Below are 21,807 nucleotides of genomic sequence, written 5' to 3' on the forward strand. Positions count from 1 at the left end.
CAGAACTCGTCGCCGGCCTGCCCGCGTCGCGTCGCCGTCGCGGCCGCGGCCGACGCTGCAATGGCAGCGAACCCGACCGGAGCGTGCGATGAAAGCGAACCGCAGCGAAAAAGACACCGATCTCGAACGCGGCTTCGAGCCGCTGCGTACGATCTTCGCCCTGCTCGTCCTGCTGCTCGGCTTCGCCGCCGGCGCGCGCGCCGAAACCGGATTCGGCACGATCAAGGCAACGGCCAGGGACGGCCAACCTTTCGAACTCGTTGCGCTGGCCAGCGATGTCCACTACCAGATCGGCGGGCTCATCGCCGAAGCCAGCATCCGCCAGCGCTTCAGCAATTCCAGCAACGACTGGGTCGAGGTCGAGTACCTGCTGCCCCTGCCCGACGGCGCGGCCGTGCACGACATGACCCTGCGGGTCGGCGAGCGCGTCATCGTCGGCGAGATCCGCGAGAAGGAACAGGCCCGCGCCGAATACGTCGAAGCCGCGGCCAGCGGCAAGCGTGCGGCCCTGGTCGAGGCCGACCGGGCCAACCTGTTCCGCACGGCGGTGGCGAATGTCGGACCGGGCGAGACGATCGAAGTCGAGGTGCGCTGGTGGCAGACGATCCAGTATCGCGACGACCGCTTCACGCTGAGCCTGCCGCTGACCTATACCCCGCGCTATGCCTCACAGCAGGCCCTCTCCGCCGAAATTCCGAGCATCGACGACGCCCTGGCCGGATATGACTATGAGCGCCTCTCGACCACGCACGACGACGTCCACTCGAACAACGCGCCACGGGTCGAGGTCCGCATCGATCTCGATCCAGGCGTAAGCCTGAGCCGCATCGAGAGTTCGAGCCACGCGATCACGGTCGCCCGTCGCGGCGCGGCCTATTCGATCAGCCTCGCCGATGGCCCGGTGCCGGCCGATTGCGACTTCGTGCTCGAGTGGACGCCGGTCCTCGGAAAGGCGCCGGCCTCGGCGGTGCTGACCGAAACCGTCGACGGCGACACCTATGCGATGGTCATGATGCTGCCGAACAGCCAGCTCAGCCGTCCGCTGCCGCGCGAGCTGATCCTCGTCATCGACACCTCGGGCTCGATGGGCGGCGAGTCGATCCGCCAGGCCCAGGCCGCGCTCGACCTCGCCCTGGCCTCGTTGCGCCCGAACGACCGGTTCAACGTGATCCAGTTCAATTCGGTCACCGAGGCCCTGTTCGACAGCGCCGTGCCGGCCAGCCCGCGCGACGTCGCCCTGGCCCGCGAGTGGGTCGGTCGCCTGTACGCCACTGGCGGCACCGAAATGCTCGGTGCGCTGCGCACGGCCCTGCAGGGTACGCCGCCACCCGGCTACGTGCGCCAGGTCGTGTTCGCCACCGATGGCGCGGTCGACAATGCCGCCGGCCTGTATAGCCTGATCGATCGCGAACTGGGCCAGTCGCGGCTGTTCCCGATCGGCATCGGCAGCGCGCCGAATGCGCAGTTCATCGCCCGCGCGGCGACCTCGGGTCGCGGTTCCTCGATCGTGATCCGCGGCCCGGCCGAGGTTGGCGAGCGCATGCGCGAACTGTTCGGAAAACTCGATCGCCCGGCCCTGCGCGACCTCAGCCTGAGCTGGCCCGGCACGGCCGAGGTCTATCCTGAGCGCCTGCCCGACCTGTATGCCGGCGAGCCGCTGCTGGTCGTGGCCCGGGTGTCCGCTCTGAACGGGACCCTCGAGGCGCGCGCTGCCAGCAGCGAGGCGCCGTGGGCGGCCTCGCTGGCGCTCGCTCGCGCGGCCACGGCTGGCGGAATCGCGCGGCTCTGGGCGCAACGCAAGATCGAGAGCCTCGAACAGTCGCTCGAGCGCGGCGCCAATGCCGCCGAGGTCCGCAACGAGGTGCTCGGGCTGGCCATCGCGCACCATCTGGTCAGCCCGTACACGAGCCTGATTGCGGTCGACCGCACCCCGGCACGCGACCCGATGCTCGACCTCGCCTCGCATCGCATCGCCAACGGCCAGCCGGCAGGCAGCCTGGCCTATGCGGCGACCGCGACCTCGGCGCCGCTGCAGTTCCTGATCGGCCTGGTTCTGCTTGCCCTGGCTGCCCTGCTGGCCTGCGGCGGACGTCGCCGCGGCGATCTGGCTGCTTGATCAGACCGTCCCTGACCCACTGAACCAGGAGATCCGTCATGTCTTTTTCACTCTTTGCACAACGCCGCGGCAACGCCGCTTCGACGCAGGCCAGCCCGGCGTTCGAGGGCGACTGGTTCGGCGCCGAGGCCTGGGTGGTCGCGGCCGGACTGGCCGAACGCCACGCCGAAGCCGACCGCGAAGTGCGCGTCGAGGACGCAGCCAGCGATTGGCTGCCGCTCTAGGGGGATCTGAACCAATGGCACAACCATCACGACGACTGGCCCTGCTGCTCGCACTGTGCGCCTGCATGCCGCTCGGCCACGCGAGCTATATGCAGGCCAAGGCCGGCCTGGCCCAGGTCCTGCTGCGACAGGCCTGGCAGCGGCATCTCGAGAGCGGCGACGCGGCCCGGCCGTGGCCCTGGGCCGACATGTCGCCCGTGGCGCGCCTGCGCGTGGCCCGCCTCGGCGTCGACGAGATCGTGCTGAGTGGCGATTCGGGCCGCACCCTGGCCTTCGGTCCGGGCTGGGCCGAATCGAGTGCGCCGCCGGCGTCGTCCGGTCTCAGTGTCATCAGCGCGCACCGCGACACCCACTTCGCCTTTCTGCGCCAGCTCAGCGTCGGCGATGCGATCACGCTCGATGCGATGCACGAAGCGGAAGACTACCGCGTGGCATCGATCCGAATCGTCGACGCCCGCCATGAGCGCATCGAGACCGCGACCGCGGCCGATGCGCTGCTGCTGGTCACCTGCTATCCGTTCGATGCCCTCGACCCAGGTGGCCCGTTGCGCTACGTGGTCACCGCCGTGCCGGGCCGATCGGCCCAGCCGGCGGTTACGCAGGCTCAGGCCTTCGGTGCGTCGTCGCTCTCGTCCTCGTCGATCGGCGGCGCCTGGTCGGGACCGCCGGACATGCCGGGACCGCCGCGCATGCCTGGATGACGACGATCACCATGCTTGCCGCGCGCATGCATGCGACCCTCTCCGCGACCGTGGCCGTGCGACAGTTTCCATTCGGCATACTTGCGATAGCCCTCGTCACCGAGCGCCTTGCGCAGCTTCTGCGCCGTGTCGGCGTCGATGCGCTCGCGCTCGGCGCGCTGCTTGGCGAACAGGTCGGCATAGGCCGAGCGACGCTCGTTCTCGATACGGTGGATGGTCTCCTGCTGGGCAGCGCTCGTGTCGGGCAGGGTCGCGAGCATTTCGTAGGAGTTCGGCCCGCGGGCCTGGCTGACCGCGCTCGCGCCGACGAGCAGGGCGGCGATGACGGCATTTCGGATGGCAGTTCTCATGGGGATTTCCTCGTTGGGGATGGTGAGGTGGATGAAGCGACCCCGGACCAGGACCGGGAGTGGGAGCGGGAGGGTTCGGTGCACGCGCTCATAGCCTGAGTCGCGCCGGCCCGGGGTCGATTCAGGCTCCACCCTACGCCGCCAATGCGCAGCGAATACGCAGGAATCGTGGATTTTTTGCGCAACCCGGACGCGCGCCCGCCAACGGCGCTATGGTGTCGCCATGCTTTCCGTTCTCACCCGCCCATGAAGCTGCGTCTCTGGCAACGCCTGTTCCTGACCTTTGCCGCGATCAGCAGCCTGGCCCTGGCCGCCTTCGTGATCTGGCAGCAGCAGACGTTCCGCAAGGGCTTTCTCGGCTATCTCGATGAAGTCGCGCTCGAACGCCTGCAGCCGGTCAGCGAACGCCTGGCGATCGCGTATTCCGAAAACGGCGGGTGGACCTTCCTGCGCGGTGATCCGCGCGCGTTTGCCGACCTGATCGAACCCGATCTGCGCCGCGGCCAGCGCATACCGCGGCATCGACCGCCACTCGACCGGTCCGGATCCGACGACGAACCACCACCGCCGCGCGACGACGACTGGCGCCGTCCACCACCACCAAGGCACGGTCCGGAGCGGGCCCGGCGGGCGCATCTGGCCGAGCTGAACCTGCTTTCTCGGCTGCTGCTGGTCGACGCGCGCGGCCTGCCGGTGGTCGGCGATCCCGAGATCGCCGGCGCTGCGGCCAGCCTGCCGATCGAGGTCGATGGCCAGACGGTCGGCACCCTGTACCTGCGTCGGTTGCCGCAGTTGCGTGGCGATACCGACCTTTCGTTCGCCCGCGACCAGCTCCGCAACGCCTTGATCGCCTGCGTGGCGATCCTGGCCATGGCCCTGCTGCTGGCCTTCGCTCTTGCCCGCTGGCTGCTCGACCCGGTGCGCGAGCTGGCGGCCGGCACCCGCGCCCTGGCCGAAGGCGACTATGGCCGTCGGGTCGGCGACCGCCGTGGCGATGAGCTCGGTGAGCTGGCCCGCGATTTCAACCACCTCGCGCACACCCTCGAACAACACCGCGAATCGCGGCGGCGCTGGGGCGCCGACATCGCGCATGAGTTGCGCACCCCACTGAGTGTGCTGCGCGGCGAGATCCAGGCCCTGCAGGACGGCATCCGCGAGGTCACGCCGTCGGCGCTGAACTCGCTGAACGCCGAGTGCGAGCGCATCGGCAGCCTGGTCGAGGATCTCTACCAGCTGTCGCTGGCCGATGCCGGCGCGCTCGAATACACCTTCGAGCCGGTCGACCTCGGCGAACTGCTGCACGAAGCGGTCGATCTGCAGAAAAACGGTTTCGCCGATGCCGGTCTCGAACTCGGGCTCGCGATGCACGGCGACGCGCGCGTGCGTGGCGACACCCGGCGGCTCGGCCAGCTCGTCGACAATCTGCTCGCCAACAGCCGGCGCTACACCGCATCACCCGGACGCGTGCGCGTGACGCTCGAGGACGATGCGGACAGCGTCTCGATGGTGATCGAGGACAGCGCACCGGGCGTGCCGGAAGCGGACTTGCCGCGCCTGTTCGACCGGCTGTTCCGCGTCGACCCCTCGCGCAACCGCGACGCCGGCGGCGCCGGTCTCGGTCTCGCCATCTGCCGCGCCATCGTCCTCGCCCACGGCGGCAGCATCGGCGCCGCGGCATCGACGCTCGGTGGCCTGCGCATCGAGGTGCGCCTGCCGGCGCTGGCGAGGGGCCCATGAACACGCCATCGATCCTGATCGTCGAGGACGAGCCCAAGCTCGCCTCGGTGCTGCGCGACTATCTGCTCGCCGCCGGCTATACGGCCGAAATCTGCGCGAGCGGCGAGGGCGTGGTCGAGCGCGTTCGCGCGCACCCGCCGGCCGCGGTCCTGCTCGACATCAACCTGCCCGGCATCGACGGCCTCAGCATCTGCCGCGAGCTGCGCCGCTTCAGCGAGGTGCCGATCCTGATGCTGACCGCGCGGGTCGAGGAACTCGATCGCCTGCTCGGCCTCGAGCTCGGCGCCGACGACTACATCTGCAAACCGTTCAGCCCACGCGAAGTCGTGGCTCGCGTGCGCGCCGTGCTGCGACGCATCAATACGCCAGCGAAGGTCAGGGAGGCCGCTGTCGTTCTCGACGAAGAGCGCTTCGAGGCACGCGTCCACGGCATCGCGCTGACCCTGACCCCGGTCGAATTCCGCCTGCTCGGCAAGCTCTGCGGACAGCCCGGACGCGTGTTTTCGCGTGCCCAGCTGATTGGCGCGCTTTATGCAGATCACCGCGTGGTCAGCGATCGCACGGTCGACAGTCACGTCAAGAACCTGCGGCGCAAGCTGGTGGAGGTCGGCATCGATCCGATTTCCGCCGTATACGGAGTAGGCTATCGCTTCGAGCTCGACGACGATGTCGGGAGCGAGACCTGAAGCCCTCCGCGTAAGACATTGCCGAAATTTGTCAGTGCTCGCCAAAACACTTTTCTTCATCCGGCCCGATACCCAGCGAGCCGGAAGGTCATGAGGGACATCCAATGCTCGAGAGTGCCATTCCGGTCAAGACGGCGGCCGGCCGCCAGGAAATCGACGAACGCAAGCACAAGCTTGGTCCGCGCCATCGCATGGTGCTGATATCGATCAACGGCGAGCGCACCGTCGCCGGGATCCGCCAGCAGTTCGCCGCCATCAACGAGATCGACCATGTGCTCGACGAGCTGGCTGCCGGAGGCATGATCGAGGTTGCCGACGGCGGTGAGGTGCAGGCGCTGGCTGCTGCTCCGATCGTCGCCGCCAAGGAAGAGATCACCGCGCCGCCGCCGGAAGCGCGCCCGGCACCGAAGCCGGTTGCCGCGACGGCCTCGCGTTCGGCCAACGATGGCGAGTCGCTGCAGCCCGCGCGCGATTTCATGACCCGCATGCTGACCGCCAAGATCGGCCTGCGCGCTTTCCTGTTCAACCAGAAGATCGAAAAGGCCCCGACCCGCGAGGCCCTGCTCGAATTGCTGCCTGAATTCCGTCGCGTCCTGCGCAAGAGTGTCGATGCCGGTCGTGTCGCCGAGTTCAGCGCGCACGCCGAACAACTGATCGGCCAGGACTGAGCACGGTCGACCTGCCGGGCGCCGGGTTGCTTCGGCACCCGGCGCCCACTTTTTCCGAGGCCACGTAGCGCTGCGCCGTTCCCGGCGACTGTGCGATGCTTTGAGGAGGGTCTGAACAAGTAGCAGAGTCGTCATGGCGTTCAGAAGGTTTTCCACATGTACCGCGTGGCGAAGTGAAGGCGGGTTGCCTTGACGAGGCGCGCGGTGCAAGTGGGAAGCCTTCTGGACGCCACCTTTTCAGGATCCAATCACCCAGGCAAGCGTCGTGACAACTTTGCTACTTGTTCAGACCCTCCTCAACGGTCCCCGCCCGGGTTATTCATGAGTTGCGCGCGCCCCGCTTGTTCCTTGAATCCACACGACTTTCGGCTCATTCGGCGATAATGCCCGCTATCCCCTCATTCTCCGAAAACCGCGTGAATCCAGGGCCCTGGGCGATCATCGCGCGTATTCACGAATAATCCGGGCCAGGCCCGGCACCTGGCATGCTCAACAAACTCTGGCTCGGCTTCTTCCTGACCGCCACCATCGCCGCGCTGGCCCGCTGGCTGGTCGGCGGCGACGAGACCGTGTTCGCCACGATGGTCGCCAGCCTGTTCGACATGGCGCGGCTGTCGGTCGAGGTCATGGTCCTGCTGTTCGGCACGCTGACCCTGTGGCTCGGCTTCCTGCAGATCGCCGAGCAGGCTGGCCTGGTCGGCGCCCTGGCGCGCTGGCTCGGCCCGCTGTTCGCCCGCCTGATGCCCGGCGTGCCGCGGGGTCATCCGGCGATCGGCCTGATCACCCTCAACTTCGCCGCCAATGGCCTCGGCCTCGACAATGCGGCGACGCCGATCGGCCTGCGCGCGATGCGCGAGCTGCAGACCCTGAATGAAGAACCGGAATCGGCGAGCAACGCGCAAATCCTGTTCCTGGTCATGAATGCCTCGTCGCTGACCCTGCTGCCGGTCTCGATCTTCATGTACCGCGTGCAGCAGGGTGCTGCGGATCCGACCCTCGTGTTCCTGCCGATCCTGCTCGCCACCTGCGCCTCGTCGCTGGCCGGCCTGCTCGGCGTCGCCGTGGTCCAGCGACTCAAGTTGTGGGATCCGGTCGTGCTCGGCTTTCTGGGCGCCGGCGCCCTGCTGCTGGGCGGCTTCATTGCGGTGCTCGCGGCGCTGTCGGCGACGGCCCTGGCCGCGCTCTCCTCCTTGCTCGGCAACCTCGTCCTGTTCGGTATCATCGTGCTGTTCCTGCTCGTTGCCGCGTTTCGCAGGGTGGCGGTCTACGAAAGCTTCATCGAAGGCGCGCGCCAGGGTTTCGACGTGGCCAGGGACCTGCTGCCTTACCTGGTTGCGATGCTGTGCGCGGTCGGCGTGCTGCGCGCCTCGGGCGCCCTCGATTTCGCCCTCGACGGGATCCGCTGGCTGGTCGCCCACGCCGGCCTCGACACCCGCTTCGTCGACGCCTTGCCTACCGCGCTGGTCAAGCCGTTCTCGGGCAGTGCGGCGCGCGCGATGCTGATCGAGACGATGACCACGCACGGTGTCGACAGTTTTCCGGCCCTGCTCGCCGCGACCATGCAGGGCAGCACCGAGACGACCTTCTATGTGCTCGCGGTCTACTTCGGCGCGGTCGGCATCAAACGTGCGCGCCATGCGGTCGGCTGCGCGTTGTTCGCCGAACTCTGCGGCGTGCTCGCCTCGATCGGTGTGTGCTACTGGTTCTTCGGCTGAGAGCGGCTTGCCGACCGGCTTGGACGCTGGCCGTCGGCGATTTGCGGGTAATCTGTCGTCATGCAAAAGCCGGTTTTCCGCTTCGACCGCTTTCGACTCGATACCCAGGCGCGCGAGTTGTTCGAGGACGGTCAGCGCGTCGTACTTCCGCTCAGCACCATCGATTGCCTGATCTACCTGATTCGCCATCGCGATCGCCCGGTCGGTCGCGATGAACTGGCCGCGGCGGTCTGGGAGCGGATCGATGTCAGCGAAGTGTCGGTCAGTCACGCGATCATGCGCCTGCGACGGCGCCTCGGCGACACCGGCAGCGATCAGCGCATCATCCGTACCGTGCCGCGACTGGGCTACCGATGGGTCGGCGAAGGCACCATCGAGGAAGCGCCTGCCGCGCAGGCCGGTTCGACCGCAGCGGATGCAACGCCGGCGCCGCACGAGCCGGAACCCGCGGCCGCGGCGGGCATGTCCGGCGCGCGCTGGATGGGCGCGTTGCGTTACCGGCTCATCGCGGGTGCCGTCGGCGTGGCGGCATTGGCCGCGCTGGGTGTCGGCGTCCTGCGCTGGACCGGACTGGCGCCGGTGCCGCGGGAGCCAGGCCCTGCCCCGGTTCCCGCGCTGGTGCTTCCCGCCGAAATCAGCGCACCCGCTCAATGGGAGTGGCTCGAACTCGGACTGATGGATCTCGTGGCCTCGCAGCTGCGCCGCGGCGACCTGGCAACCGCACCGAGCGAAACCGTCGTCGCCCTGCTCGAGCGCAATCCCGGCCTGCGTCCGGTCGAAGCGCTGCGGCCACTGGCTGCCGATCTGCAGATCCAGCCAAGCGGCACCCTGACCCGCGGGCAGTGGACGATTCGTCTCGAAGCTCGGCGCCCGCGCGGGACCCTGGTCGTCGAATCGCACGCGCCGGATGCGATCCGGGCCGCGCGCATGGCCAGCGACGAACTCCTGATCAAACTCGGACATGCGCCGCCCGCGGAAAACACCAGTGATGCAACGCTGGTCAGGGAAACCCTCCGGCAGCGGGTCAATGCGGCGGTACTGAGCGGCCAGCTTGCGGTTGCCCGCGCCCTGATCGAGGAGGCCACGCCGGCCCTGCAGAACCAGCCCGAAATCGCCCTGAGCCAGGCCTCGGTCGAATTCTTCTCGGGCAATTACGAGGCCGCCGCGCAGCGCATCGACTCCTTGCTCGAGCGACTGCCCGCGGACCGCTTTGCCGAATTGCGGGGCCGTGCACTGATCACCCTCGGCGCCACCCGGTATCGACAAGGTCAGTTCGAGAATGCCAGCGCGGCCTATGCCGAAGCGATCCGCCTGCTGGCCGAAGGCAGCCAGCCGATCAGCCTGGCCAAGGCCTATGTCGGCCGAGGCGGCATTGCCAGCCAGCACATGGACCTGGAGGCGGCGGCGGCCGACTATGGCCGTGCCCGGGCCCTCTACGAATTCGGCAACGACGTCTTCGGGGTGGCCGTGGTCGATCTCAATCTCGGCATGAACGCGATCCAGCGCGGGCAGCCCGCGATCGCGCTGCCGATCCTGCGCGGGGCCAGCGAGCGCCTGCGCGAACTCGGTGCCGACGACGCCTGGGCGGCCAGCATGGCCAGTACGATCGAGGTCGAACTGCAGTTGCTCGATTTCGATGGGGCGCTTGCGACCAGCGAGCGCTTGCAGGATGCCGGGGCGCAGACCGGCAACCAGCGCCAACGCTGGGAGCTGGTGCTGTCGCGCGCCCGCGCCCTTGCGGCCAATGGGCGCTTGAGCGAGGCGGACAGCGAGTTGTCGCGAATACGCGAGGCCAGCGAGGCCCAGGCCGATGCCGCGGTGCGCCTGCAGGCCAGCGGACTGCTGGCCGAGAACGCGTTCGCCCGTGCCGACTTCGCAGCGGCGATCCGCCTGGCCGATGCGGCGGCGACTCCGGAGCTGGCAAAACGCGCACCCGGGGACTATGCCCGGGTCGCCCTGGTCCGCATCCGAGCCCTGCAGGCCCTGGGTCGACAGGTGCAGTCCGGCGCCGAACAGACCCATCTGGCCAGCTGGGCCGCTTCGGCGCGGGATCAGGCCGCGCGCATCCAGGCAGAACTCGGCGCGGCCTATCAGTTCCAGGCCGAAGGCCGGGCCGAGGACGCTCGCCAGCGTTTTCGGGAGGTCATGGCGCAGACCGAGGCGCGCGGAATCCCGGACGAAATCGTGGCCGCCGGCAGCGCCCTGGTTCCGCTGCTGATCGATGCCGACCGGCTCGACGAGGCGAGTGAAGTCCTGCGCCAGTTGGCGCCATGGGTGGCCCGGGACATGCGTGTCGCCTGGTCCTCGGGCCTCCTCGAGGCGGCGCGCGGGCATTCCGAGGAGGCGCGCACCGCGTTTGCGCGGGCGCGCCAACTGGCCGGAGAACGGGCCCTGCCCGAGCCGACAAGGTCGCACGAAGCGATGCGCCGAGGCACCGATTGACCCGGAAATGCGGCGATCCACGTGCCGGTACATGGTTTCTACATGCCCTCTACATGCACCGGCTGGCGCACTGGTGGATGGTCGGTGCACCGGCTGGACAGGCGGAATCGATCTTCCCGATCGACGATCGCCGCCAGCTTCCCTTCGATGAGATCGCGCCCATGACCCTTTCCGCATCAACTTCCCAGGCACCCTCACGCTACCTGCTGACTCTGCTGTCGCTCACCCTGACCGCGTTGTGCGGTTGCGCCCTGGCCGGATCGCCTCCGCTCTATCACCTGACCCGACTCGAGGTACCCGGGGCGTGGAGCGTGACGGTCAAGGACATCAACAACGTCGGCCAGGCGGTCGGCACCTACCAGGACCAGGATTTCGTCAGTCACGCGGTCCTTTGGGACGATGCCGGCTGGCATGAGCTGGCGATCCCTGCCGGCGCCGAAGTGCTCGGGATCGCCTACGCAATCAACGATGCCGGCCAGATCGTCGGTACCGCCGACGATTTCATGACACTGCGCGGTCTGCTCTGGAACGCGGCGACGCCGGATCAGTACACCGTGATCGGCGATGGCACCGCCCTGCAGGTGCAGCCGAACGGGATCAGCGAGAACGGCGTGGTGGTCGGTTCCGTGCGATGGCAACAGGGCGTTCCGAACCACGCCTTCGTCTGGCAGGACTCCACCGGCCTCGTCGACTACGGCCTGCAGGACCCGACCATGCTCGATCCGGACCAGAATGCGCGCTGGTCCGACGTCAACAGTGCCGGGCGTATCGTCGGCAACTGGTACACCCAGAGTTCGAACGTCCATGCCACGGTCGGCCAGGTCGGTAGCGTAGCGGTCCAGTCGATGAGCGACATGACCGAATCGCTGCCGAGCTTTCCCGCAGCCATCAACGAGGCCGGCCTTTCGGTCGGTGTCGGACTCGATCCGGCAACGGCCAAGCTGGTACCGGTCATCTTCTCCCTGGACGGGACGTTCACCCAGATCCCCGGCGCCATCCTCGACCAGGTCAATGGCGCAGCGCTCGACATCAACGCCGCGGGCGTCATCGTCGGCTCGGCCGGCATCGGCACCCAGAGCGGACCGGGCCTGGGCCTGAAGGCATGGGTGTGGCGGGATGGAACGATCCACGATCTGTTCGACGTGGTCGACGACACCGGCGGATTGACGAGCTTCCGTGGCGGTACCGCCATCAACGACCTCGGCGTGATCGTCGGCAACGGCCGAGACGCCTCGGACGCACCCGCGAGCTTCATGCTCACGCCGATCCTGGTGGATCCTGTCTTCGTCGACGGCTTCGATCCGGCACCCTGAGGATTGGCGAGACCCTGCTGCAACGGCCGCTGCCTGCGCACGCGGCGGCGGCGAGCGGCGCCATGCGATCGACCCCGATCGCGTCCGCCGCTCGCCGCCGGACCGCGATGGCCGGCCCCTGATGTGGCGCTACGACGTCGGCGGAAACTTGATTGCGGTCGGCGCGGATTTCCCGCGCAATCCGCCACGGCCACCCGGTGCTGGACGGATCGGGTCGGTGCAGGCACGATTGTCTGTTCGCTTTTGCCGATCGGTCGACCTGCGCCGCATGGAAGAGTCGTTTTTCCGCCAGTTGCTCTCGCGCAGCGCCAATGCGGTGCTCGATCAGCACACCCTCGCCAAGGGCGCCGACTACGTGCGTCGCGGGCGCGTGCGCGAGGTCTGGTACGAGCGTTCGGACGATGCCGGAACCCTGTTCGGGGCGGTCCAGGGACGCGAGCCCGAACCGTACACCGCCGCGATCCTGATCGGCCTGAACGGCGGCAAGCCCAAATTCGACACCCAGTGCACCTGTCCGCTCGAAGGCGAATGCAAGCACGTCGCGGCGATCGCGCTGAAGATGCTCGGCGCGCGCTCCGAAGCCTACAATCCGACCCCCTCCGCGGCCGCGCCGCGGGCCGACCTCGGCGCCTGGAAACCTTGGTTCGAGGCGCTCGGCGCCGCTCCGAAGGTGTCCCAGCGCAAGCCGCCGGCCGACGCGGGCCTGGTCTTCGGCATCCTGCTGCGCATCGGCGACGGGACCTTGCCGGGCATGCAGGCGCAGCCGGTATGGCTCAAACCGAACAAGCGCGGCGGCCTCGGCGCGCCGCAACCGGTCGGCCAGTTCCAGTTCGGCGCCGATCCGTGGCAACGCCTGACCCCGCGCCAGTTCGAGCACGTGGCCCGGCTGCGCATGGCCAGCCCGCATTACGCATCGAGCGCTTGGTATCCGCTCAGCGGCGAACGCGACGAGGCCCTGCTTGAAATCCTTCTCCACGACTACCCCTGCTTCGTCGAGAAACCCTCGCGCGGACAGGTGAGCCTCGGCGACAAGCGCACCCTCGAATGGGGCTGGACGCTGTCCGAGGATGGCAACCAGAAGCTCGTGCCGCAGCTCGAAGGCGCGGACAGCTCGACACGCCTGCTGCGCATCGCGCACATCTGGTACTTCGATGCTTCGGCGCGGGCGCTCGGCCGGGTCGATGGCGATGCCCAGGTCATCGACGCAGCCCTGCGCGCGCCGGCCCTGATGCCCGAACATGCCGAGTTCGTGGTCGAACACTGGCACAAGACGAGCCAGCTCGAGGGCTTGCCGAAGCCGGCCAGGGCGAGTGCGCCGGAGACCCATCAGGCGGTGCCGACACCGGTGCTGACCCTGCGCGCATTTCCGCTGCTGACCCACCAGAACGGCATGCCGCATCGCTACCAGGCCGGCTGCGTGCGCCTGAGCTTCGACTACGACGGGCCGCGCCTGCCATTCGCTCCGGTCCGGCCACGCGAACGTCGCCTGTACGACGGCCGCCTGCTCGATATCGTGCGTGACCGCTCGGCCGAGATCGCCGCGGTCGAGCAGCTCGAGGCGCTCGGCCTGATCGATATCGACCTGCTGCCACGCCTGCCGAACGTGCCGCGCGACGTGTTCAGCGATGGCGACTTCGTGCTCGAACCGCGACGCGGCCAGCTGATCGCCGCCGAGCACCTGTTCGCACTCGCACCACGCCTGCGCGACCACGGCTTTCGGCTCGAGACCGATGCAGGCTTTCCGTTCGAGCTGCTCGACGAGCCCGATGACTGGTATGCCGAGATCGAGGAATCGGGCAATGCCTGGTTCGATCTCAGTCTCGGCATCGACATCGGCGGCGAGCGTGTCGACCTGTTGCCGATCCTGCGCCGCCTGCTCGCCGATCCGGGCTTTCCGTTGCATCCGCGCAAGGGCGAGGAGCCCGATGCCCTGTGGCTGGTACCGATCGATGGCCGCCGTCGCGTGCCATTGCCGCTCGAGCGCCTGCGCCAGCTCATGGCGCCGCTGCTCGAATGGCTGCAGGACATGCCTGAACGCGAGATCGAACGGGGCAGCCTGCGTCTGCGTCGATCGCAGGCCAGCGTGCTCGACGAACTCGCCGCGCGCAGCGAGATGCCATGGCGCGGCGGCGAACGCTTGCGCACGGAGCTCGCCCGCTTGCGCGATGCGCGAACGCCGGCGACCGAGCCGCCCGGCTTCAAGGCGACCCTGCGCGCCTATCAGCGCGACGGCCTGGCCTGGCTCGGCTTCCTCGCCGATGCCGGTCTCGGTGGCGTGCTCGCCGACGACATGGGCCTTGGCAAGACCGTGCAGGTATTGGCCCATCTGCTCGCCGAGAAACAGCGCGGCCGGCTCGACCGACCGGCCCTGATCGTCGCCCCGACCAGCCTCGTCTCGAACTGGCGTGAAGAGGCGCGGCGGTTCACGCCGGACCTTTCCGTGCTGGTCCTGCACGGGCCGACCCGCGGCGGCCTGCACGACGCGATCCCGCACCATGACCTGGTCATCACCACCTATCCGCTGCTGGCCCGCGACCGCGACGCGCTGCTCGCGCACGAATATGCCCTGCTCGTCCTCGACGAATCCCAGGTGGTGAAGAACTCGAAGAGCCAGGCGGCGCGGATCGTGCGCGAAATCTCCGCGCGCCGCCGCCTGGCCATGACCGGCACGCCGCTGGAGAACCATCTTGGCGAACTCTGGGCGCAATTCGATGCGGTCGAGCCCGGCCTGCTCGGCAGCGACCGCCACTTCACGCGCTTCTACCGCACGCCGATCGAGAAGCACAACGACGCCGAACGCCGCGAACGCCTGAGTCGGCGCATCGCGCCGCTGCTGTTGCGCCGGCGCAAGGAGGACGTGCTCGCCGACCTGCCCGAAAAGACCTTCATCCCGCGTCATGTCGAACTCGACGGCGCCCAGCGCGAACTCTATGAAACCCTGCGCCTGGCCCAGCACGAGCGCGTCCTCGCCGAGGTGCAGAAGCGCGGCCTCGCGCAAAGCGGCATCATCGTCCTCGACGCCCTGCTCAAATTGCGCCAGGCCTGCTGCGATCCGCGCCTGGTCAAGCTCGAAGGGGCCAAACGCATCAAGGAGTCGGCCAAGCTCGACCTGTTGCTCGAACTCACCGACAGCCTCGTCGACGAAGGCCGCCGCATCCTCGTCTTCAGCCAGTTCGCCGAGATGCTCGAGCTGATCGCGAAGGCCCTGACCCTGCGCAAGCACAAGTACCAGATGCTGACCGGGCAGACCCCCGGCACGCAGCGGGCCGAACTCGTGGCGCGGTTCCAGGCCGGCGAAGTGCCGATCTTCCTGATCAGCCTCAAGGCCGGCGGCGTCGGCCTCAACCTGACCGCAGCCGATACCGTGATCCACTACGATCCGTGGTGGAATCCCGCAGCCGAGGCGCAGGCCACCGATCGTGCGCACCGAATCGGCCAGGAAAAGCCGGTATTCGTCTACAAGCTGATCTGCACCGGCACGGTCGAGGAAAAGATCCTCGCCCTGCAGGAACGCAAGGCCGAGCTCGCGGCCGCCGTGCTCGAAGGCGGCAGCACGCAATCGCTGCGCTTCGACGAGGACGACCTGGCCGAGCTGTTCGCACCGCTCTGAACGGTGGCCGGCGCGCGGGCTGCCAATGACCAATGGCGCTGCCGTCTTTTCGAGGAGTCGGGTACCGTGTCCGCGGCTCACGCTCACCGGGCGCGGCAAGTGTTTCGAACCCATGCTTGATTGCGACGAGACCTGACACCACCTGTCTCCTGGAGAGCGCGGTCGCCAGATGGGGCGTTCATCGGCGCCGTTCCGGTGGATCGACCCGTAACAAGCCCGGCCCGATCCTTCGTGCGCTCAAACACAGGAGCTGACATCGATGCGTGCACTGTTCGTCCTGCTGCTCTGGGCCATCCTGCTGGTGCTGTGCTGGCCGGTCGCCCTGGTCCTGCTGATCCTGTGGCCGATCCTCTGGCTGCTGTCGATCCCGTTCCGCATCGTCGGCGCCTTGATGGAAGGCATCCTGGCCCTGATCAAGGCGATCTTCCTGCTGCCGGCGCGCATCCTCGGCTATCGCCCGCCCGCTGCGAGCTAGCTCTGCGACGCAGAGGCGGGCGCAACCCGCGGCGTGCATCCGGCGGTCGCTCGAGAGGGCCGCATGCCGCCAGCTCTATCTCGGCGAGCCGGTACACGGCGCTGCGGGCAAATCCCATTTCTGCGGTGATTCGAACTTGTAAAGGAATCCAATCGGGCGTCAAATCCCGTCCGCTGGATTCCGGCTTCGCGCAATACCGGAATGCATTCCCCGCCGCAACAAGCGCGGCCATCCTGGCGCAAGCTGACAAGGAGGATCACCGTGATGTCGGACAATGCCAATATCCAACTCGCCCGCCGCTGGTTCGAGGATGTCTGGAACCGTCGCCACGACGCCACCGTGCACGAACTCCTGCATGCCGAGGCGGTCGGCCACCTCGAGGGTGCCGACGTGCACGGCGTCAATGAATTCCTCGCCGCACGCGCCGCCCTGCTCGGCGCGTTCCCCGACCTGCGCGTGACCCTCGAATCGGTGATCGGCCAGGGCGACGACGTGGTCGTGCGCTGGTCGGCCACAGCGACCCATCGGGGAGCCGACCTGGGCCTCGCGCCTTCGAATCGCGCTGTCGGCTTTCGCGGCATCAGCTGGTTTCGCTTCGCCGACGGCCGGATCGTCGAGGGTTGGGACGCCTGGAACCAGGGTGGCCTGCTCGCCTCGCTGCAGGCTGTTGCCTAGGATCTTCCTGCGCCTGCGGACTGCGGCATCGGCGCAGCCGGTTGACAGCGCTACCTGTGCGTCCTCTCCGTCCCACGCCGGAGCCTGCTCCCTGCATGAAGCCATCGACCGCCCTGCTCACGGTCAAGCTTGTCCATACCGCGGTCTGGCTGTTCTTCGTCGTCTGCATCGTGGCCATTCCGGTGGCCGCGCAGCTGCGACGATTCGAATGGGCTGCGGCGATGGGCGGCGCGGTACTTTTGGAGACGCTGGTGTTGCTGGTCAACCGCTGGAGCTGCCCGCTGACCGGCGTCGCCGCTCGCTATACGCAGGACCGTGACGCCAATTTCGATATCTTCCTGCCGCTCTGGCTGGCGCGGAACAACAAGCTGATCTTCGGCACCCTGTACGTCTGCGCGGTGGCCTATGCGGCATGGCTCTGGGTCGTGCAGGGGCGGTCGGCATGAGCGTCGCCCGGGGGCGGGAGCGTGGCCGAACCTGGCGGAGAGGGAGTCCAGGCTGACCCCGCTGCCGCTGCTGATCGGCGAACCCTGCAAGAGGCCTGGGCCGGCAGGCTCCCCAGGCTCAGATCCGCGAATTGACCAGGGTGATGTCCGCGTTCTGCCAGGAGCGCTCGAAGGCCTGCTCCGTTTCGGCGGCTTCGGCGTTGCGCTTCTGCGCACGCAGGCTCTTCGCCAGACCCACCAGCGACCACCCGTTCTGCGGATTGCGGGCCAGCTCGGCCCGATAGACCGCTTCGGCTTCGGCGGCTTTTCCGGCATCGAGCAGTACGGCACCGAGCGCATGCCGGGTCGGCGAGTGCCAGCCGGGTGGCTCGTCGTACGGAATGCTGTCCTCGATCGTCGTCGCCTCGCGCAGCGCGGCGAGTGCCGCATCGGCGTCCCGGTCGAGCAGAGCCACTTCGGCGGTCAGGCTGCGCTCGGCGATATCCGCGGCATGGCTGAGCGGATAACGGTCCCAGACCGTGATCTTGCGCAGCTCGGGCGAGGCGACCAGCGGGCGCATGGCCTCGAGGTGCTGCCTGGCATCCTGCGTGCGGCCCTGGCGCGCCGCCGCCATGCCTTGGGCGTAGTGCCAGACCACGCTGACATAGGGCAGGTCGGGCGCCGGGTTGGGCTTGCCGGCAATGTCGTCCCAACGCCCGAAGCGCACATCATCGAACCAGGGCGTCATCCAGTAATGCTGCATGGCTTCGAAGCCTGCCGTTCGCATCAGCTGCGCGTCAGCGGTGCGTTCCGCGGTGTGCCGGGCGGCCTCGCGGGCAAGTGTGCTGTTGCCCTCCATGCTCGCCGCGAACCAGAGGAAGTGATGGTTGTGCGGCACGTAGCCGAGCGGATAGACGCCGCCGGTATTGCCGCGGCAGAGGTTCAGGTAGGCATCGTCGGATTCGATTGCGATCTGGTTGGCGAGCACGGCATCGTGCCAGCGGCCGACACGTGAATAGATGTGCGCGGGCATGTGCACGAGATGGCCGGAACCCGGAATCAGCGTGCGCAGATGGTCGGCCGCGGCGACACCGCGCTCGGGATGCGCTGAGGCTTCCACCGCATGCACATAGAGGTGCAGGGCGCCGGCATGGTCGGGGTCGCGCTCCATCACCGATTCCAGCGCCGCCACGATCTCGTCGGTATGGCCCTTCGGTTGGCCCTGGCCGTCGTAGTAGTCCCAAGGTTGCAGGTCCATCAGCGCCTCGGCATGGAACACCGCGGCATCGAGGTCGTCGGGCCGCGCCTTCGTCAGCGCGCCGGTCGCTGCGGCATAGGCCTCGTCGAGTGACCGGCGGTTCTCCGGTGGTTGTTCGGCATAGCGCGCGGCGAGCGCTTCGATGAACGCCTGTTCGCGAGGCGTTGCGCCAGCGGCCAGTGCCTGCGCGCGCTGCAGGCGCTTCCACGCCTTCTCGTTGTTGCCGGGGTCCATGCCGGCGTTGACGTGCGGACCCAGCACGAGTGCCGCGCCCCACCAGCACATCGCACAATCGGGATCGAGCGATGCGGCGCGCAGGAACGAGCGTTCGGCGGCATCATGGTTGAACCCGTACGTGAGCATCAGGCCCTGGTCGAACCAGCGTTGCACATCGGGCGTGGTGCTGCTGATCGTGAAGTGGTAGTTGCCCAGGCCCGGGATCAGGGTGGCGCCGGGGATCTCCTCGGCGATCGTCCCAGCGGTCGCCGCAACGGGCGTCGGACCCGCCGTGGGCGCAGGCGCTTCGGGGGCGCGGTTGCAGGCGCTCGCAACGACGCACGCCAGGACCAGGGACACATGGCGAATGCAGCTCATGTCAGACCCCCGCAGTCATCCGAGGAATGTATTTTCTACACCGCCGACGGATGACCTGCAAGCGCGTCGCGCCAGGGAACTCCGAACCGCCACGTGCCCCAGGATGCGCCCGTGCCCGCCGCGGGGGATGCCTGCCCGATGCAAGCCGCGCTTCTCGAGGCAATGCGCCGGGTCAACGCCGCCGTGCGGCACGGAACGGCGATTCCGGTCGACCGGTGCGCCCTTGCGCGGGACCGATCCGGTGCGCACTCTTCGTGGGCCTTCGATCCGGAAGCCTGCCGATGTTTCTCGTCGTCCTGACCTATACCCAACCCCTCGCGATCGTCGACCTTCACCTGCCCGCACACCGCGCGTTTCTCGAGCGCGGCTACGAAGCGGGCGTATTCCTGCTTTCGGGCCGTCGCGAACCGCGCGAGGGCGGCATCATCCTGGCCAGCGCGAGCAGCGAAGCGCCGTTGCGCGAGCTGCTCGCGACCGACCCGTTCCAGATCCATGGTGTCGCCCGCTACACGCTGATCCGCTTCACGCCGACGATGGCCTCGGCCCTCCTGCAGCCACTGCTCGATGCCTGAATGCGGGAGCTTCAAGCGAGGCCTGGCGTGTCGACACGCCGACCGGGCAAATCTCGGTGCGCTTGCGCGGCAAGCCGTCACGACGGACAGTGACGCGCATCCATCCTCACCAAACCCGGAAACCGCATGCGAGTCGAAAACTGGCGCCAGGGAGTGCTCGTTGCGATTTCCCTGATCGCGGTGCTCGCGCTGTCCGTGGCTGGACGCGTGGCGCAGGATCCCGGGTACCACCGGTTCGCCGATTCGACAACGCTCTTCGGCCTCGCGAACTTCTTCAACGTGGTCTCGAATCTGCCCTTCATCGGGGTTGGCGCGTTCGGCCTGTGGCGCGCGCCGCGGCTGGCGCACGCCCCCGCGCGCGACGCCTATCGGGTCCTTTGCATGGCCGTGATCCTGGTCGGCTTCGGTTCGGCGTATTACCACCACGTGCCGGGCAATGCGACCTTGCTCTGGGATCGCCTGCCGATGACCGTAGCCTTCATGGCCTTGTTGACTCTCCTGCTCGAGGAGCGCGTGCTCGAACGACGCAAGCCGGGACTGCTCTGGCTGCTGGTCGCAGTGGGCGCAAGTTCTGCCGTCTATTGGGCCCTGACCGAGTCGCTCGGCCAGGGCGACCTGCGACCTTACATCCTCGTGCAATTCCTGCCGGTCGTCCTGATCCCGCTGATCATCGCCCTGTTCCCGACCGGACCATCGAGCAATCGCCTGCTGCTGGCCGCGCTGGGTCTCTATGGCCTGGCCAAGCTGCTCGAAACGTTCGACTCACGCACGCTCGAACTGACCGCGGTGGTCAGCGGGCATTCGCTCAAGCACGTCGCGGCGGCCGCGGCCGTGCTCTGCATCGTCCGCGCGATTCCGACGCGAGCCTGACCGCGGTCGCGGCCACCCCTCGCCGAGCCCGGGGGGGGGGGGGGTGGCCGCGCCGGCGTCTCAATCGATCCTGCGCTCGGCCGTCCCCGTCCGCACGACCGCGAACGCCGTCAACAGCAGGGCGAGCAGGGCCAGCGACCAGGTCGAGCTGGCCGGAATCGCCGTGGCCGGCGCCGGACCGCCATTTGCATCGTTGTCGAGAATGGTCAGGTTGGCCGTAGCCGGTGTTCCAAGTACGGCGCCGCCGCTCGGTGCGCCGAGAACGAGCGCTACGCTTTCGCTGCCCTCGATCCCGCTGTCGTCGATGACCGTCAGCGTGATCGTGCGATCGGTCGCGTCGCCGTCGGCCCAGTCGAGGACCAGGTTCGAGCTCGTGTAGTCGCTGCCCAGGATCGCGCTGCCGCCGAGCGCGACCGTGGCGCTGATGGCGCCGACACTGCCGCCACCCCGGCTGACCATGAAATTCACGGTGCCGACGCTCTCGACCACGACCTGGTCGGGGGGATCGGCGGCAAACCGGAGCACGCCGGCTGCGGCGTCATTGGCGATGATGGTCAACGTGGCCAGCGATGGCGAGCCGAGAACCGCGCCACCGCTCGGCGCACCGAGGGTCAGACTCACCGTTTCGTCGCCCTCGGGTGCGGCGTCGTCGTTGATCGTGATCGTGACCGTGCGATCGCTGGCATCGCCGTCGGCCCAGTCCAGGGTCAGGGTCGAGGTCGTGTAATCATTGCCGGCGCCGAGTGTCGCGCTGCCGCCGAGGGCGATGGTCGTGCTGATCGCACCCGATGCGCCGCCGCTGCGGGTCACCGTGAAAGTGGCCGTTCCGGCATTTTCCGCCACGGTCTGGTCGGCCGGATTCGGCGTGAACTGCAGCGAGCCGGCCGCGGCATCGTTGGCGAGGATGGTCAGGATCGCTGTCGACGGGACACCGAGGGTGGCGCCACCGCTCGGCGCACCGAGGGTCAGGCTCACCGTTTCGTCACCTTCGGGTGCGGCGTCGTCGTTGACCGTGATCGTGACCGTGCGATCGCTGGCATCGCCGTCGGCCCAGTCCAGGGTCAGGGTCGAGGTCGTGTAGTCGTTGCCGGCGCCGAGTGTGGCGCTGCCGCCGAGGGCGATGGTCGTGCTGATCGCACCCGATGCGCCGCCGCTGCGGGTCACCGTGAAGGAGGCCGTCCCGGCATTTTCCGCCACCGTCTGGTCGGCCGGGTTCGGCGTGAACTGCAGCGTGCCGGCCGCGGCATCGTTGGCGAGGATCGTCAGGATCGCGGTCGACGGGACACCGAGGGTGGCGCCGCCGCTCGGCGCGCCGAGGGTCAGGCTCACCGTTTCGTCACCTTCGGGTGCGGCGTCGTCGTTGATCGTGATCGTGA

Annotated in this window: 18 protein-coding genes; 15 read left to right on the plus strand and 3 right to left on the minus strand. The window is 68.2% G+C overall.

Going from position 1 to position 21,807, the window contains the following annotated elements; genetic code table 11:
* Window positions 1-88 precede the first annotated feature (88 nt).
* The 3 genes from BM125_RS08345 to BM125_RS08355 are packed head-to-tail and all read left to right on the plus strand — an operon-like array spanning window position 89 to window position 3,041.
* Entirely contained in the window at window positions 89-2,116 is a 2,028-nt protein-coding gene (locus BM125_RS08345) for a marine proteobacterial sortase target protein (RefSeq protein WP_092406851.1), read from the plus strand.
* A gap of 38 nt (window positions 2,117-2,154) precedes the next feature.
* Window positions 2,155-2,340: a hypothetical protein gene (locus BM125_RS08350; protein ID WP_092406853.1), complete on the plus strand. Its 186-nt coding sequence runs from the start codon at window positions 2,155-2,157 to the stop codon at window positions 2,338-2,340.
* Between the two features lie 14 nt (window positions 2,341-2,354).
* Window positions 2,355-3,041, plus strand: a complete 687-nt coding sequence (locus BM125_RS08355; RefSeq protein ID WP_217647832.1) for a class GN sortase — start codon at window positions 2,355-2,357, stop codon at window positions 3,039-3,041.
* Here the strand turns inward: BM125_RS08355 and BM125_RS19770 are convergent.
* The gene (locus BM125_RS19770) at window positions 2,945-3,391 is read right to left on the minus strand and encodes a hypothetical protein (protein WP_139224913.1); all 447 of its coding nucleotides are present in this window, start codon (window positions 3,389-3,391) and stop codon (window positions 2,945-2,947) included. The genes BM125_RS08355 and BM125_RS19770 overlap by 97 nt on opposite strands.
* A gap of 246 nt (window positions 3,392-3,637) precedes the next feature.
* Between BM125_RS19770 and BM125_RS08365 the strand changes: the two genes are divergently transcribed.
* The 10 genes from BM125_RS08365 to BM125_RS08410 all read left to right on the plus strand — a co-directional run bounded on the left by BM125_RS08365 (window position 3,638) and on the right by BM125_RS08410 (window position 17,158).
* Window positions 3,638-5,128 carry an ATP-binding protein gene (locus BM125_RS08365; RefSeq protein ID WP_175497972.1) on the plus strand — a complete coding sequence of 497 codons (1,491 nt, stop codon included), beginning with the start codon at window positions 3,638-3,640 and terminating at the stop codon, window positions 5,126-5,128.
* Complete coding sequence (locus BM125_RS08370) at window positions 5,125-5,814, plus strand: response regulator (protein ID WP_092406858.1); 690 nt, start codon at window positions 5,125-5,127, stop codon at window positions 5,812-5,814. Before BM125_RS08365 ends, BM125_RS08370 begins: the two co-directional genes overlap by 4 nt.
* Before the next feature lie 104 nt (window positions 5,815-5,918).
* Complete coding sequence (locus BM125_RS08375) at window positions 5,919-6,482, plus strand: hypothetical protein (RefSeq protein ID WP_092406860.1); 564 nt, start codon at window positions 5,919-5,921, stop codon at window positions 6,480-6,482.
* Window positions 6,483-6,967: 485 nt separating this feature from the next.
* On the plus strand, window positions 6,968-8,197 hold the full coding sequence (locus BM125_RS08380) for a nucleoside recognition domain-containing protein (RefSeq protein ID WP_092406862.1): 1,230 nt from the start codon (window positions 6,968-6,970) through the stop codon (window positions 8,195-8,197).
* Window positions 8,198-8,257: 60 nt separating this feature from the next.
* On the plus strand, window positions 8,258-10,639 hold the full coding sequence (locus BM125_RS08385) for a winged helix-turn-helix domain-containing protein (protein WP_092406864.1): 2,382 nt from the start codon (window positions 8,258-8,260) through the stop codon (window positions 10,637-10,639).
* 161 nt (window positions 10,640-10,800) lie between these two features.
* A complete protein-coding gene (locus BM125_RS08390; RefSeq protein WP_139224914.1) occupies window positions 10,801-11,952 on the plus strand; it encodes a hypothetical protein in 1,152 nt (383 codons plus the stop codon).
* A 268-nt stretch (window positions 11,953-12,220) separates the two neighbouring features.
* Window positions 12,221-15,562 carry a DEAD/DEAH box helicase gene (locus BM125_RS08395; RefSeq protein WP_092406900.1) on the plus strand — a complete coding sequence of 1,114 codons (3,342 nt, stop codon included), beginning with the start codon at window positions 12,221-12,223 and terminating at the stop codon, window positions 15,560-15,562.
* A gap of 259 nt (window positions 15,563-15,821) precedes the next feature.
* Window positions 15,822-16,037: a hypothetical protein gene (locus tag BM125_RS08400; RefSeq protein ID WP_092406868.1), complete on the plus strand. Its 216-nt coding sequence runs from the start codon at window positions 15,822-15,824 to the stop codon at window positions 16,035-16,037.
* A 264-nt stretch (window positions 16,038-16,301) separates the two neighbouring features.
* Window positions 16,302-16,712, plus strand: coding sequence for an ester cyclase (locus BM125_RS08405; RefSeq protein ID WP_175497973.1), 411 nt, complete (start codon window positions 16,302-16,304; stop codon window positions 16,710-16,712).
* A 95-nt stretch (window positions 16,713-16,807) separates the two neighbouring features.
* Window positions 16,808-17,158 carry a hypothetical protein gene (locus BM125_RS08410; protein ID WP_092406872.1) on the plus strand — a complete coding sequence of 117 codons (351 nt, stop codon included), beginning with the start codon at window positions 16,808-16,810 and terminating at the stop codon, window positions 17,156-17,158.
* Between the two features lie 118 nt (window positions 17,159-17,276).
* Here BM125_RS08410 and BM125_RS08415 read toward each other — a convergent pair whose 3' ends face one another.
* Window positions 17,277-18,989: a tetratricopeptide repeat protein gene (locus tag BM125_RS08415; RefSeq protein ID WP_092406874.1), complete on the minus strand. Its 1,713-nt coding sequence runs from the start codon at window positions 18,987-18,989 to the stop codon at window positions 17,277-17,279.
* A 281-nt stretch (window positions 18,990-19,270) separates the two neighbouring features.
* Between BM125_RS08415 and BM125_RS08420 the strand changes: the two genes are divergently transcribed.
* Window positions 19,271-19,561: a YciI family protein gene (locus BM125_RS08420; RefSeq protein ID WP_092406876.1), complete on the plus strand. Its 291-nt coding sequence runs from the start codon at window positions 19,271-19,273 to the stop codon at window positions 19,559-19,561.
* A 126-nt stretch (window positions 19,562-19,687) separates the two neighbouring features.
* Window positions 19,688-20,431 carry a ceramidase domain-containing protein gene (locus BM125_RS08425; protein ID WP_092406878.1) on the plus strand — a complete coding sequence of 248 codons (744 nt, stop codon included), beginning with the start codon at window positions 19,688-19,690 and terminating at the stop codon, window positions 20,429-20,431.
* A 60-nt stretch (window positions 20,432-20,491) separates the two neighbouring features.
* Here BM125_RS08425 and BM125_RS08430 read toward each other — a convergent pair.
* Window positions 20,492-21,807 (minus strand): Calx-beta domain-containing protein (locus BM125_RS08430; RefSeq protein ID WP_217647833.1); only part of this gene is annotated, 1,316 nt, incomplete at its 5' end.

The organism is Dokdonella immobilis (assembly GCF_900115085.1).
GTDB lineage: Bacteria > Pseudomonadota > Gammaproteobacteria > Xanthomonadales > Rhodanobacteraceae > Dokdonella > Dokdonella immobilis.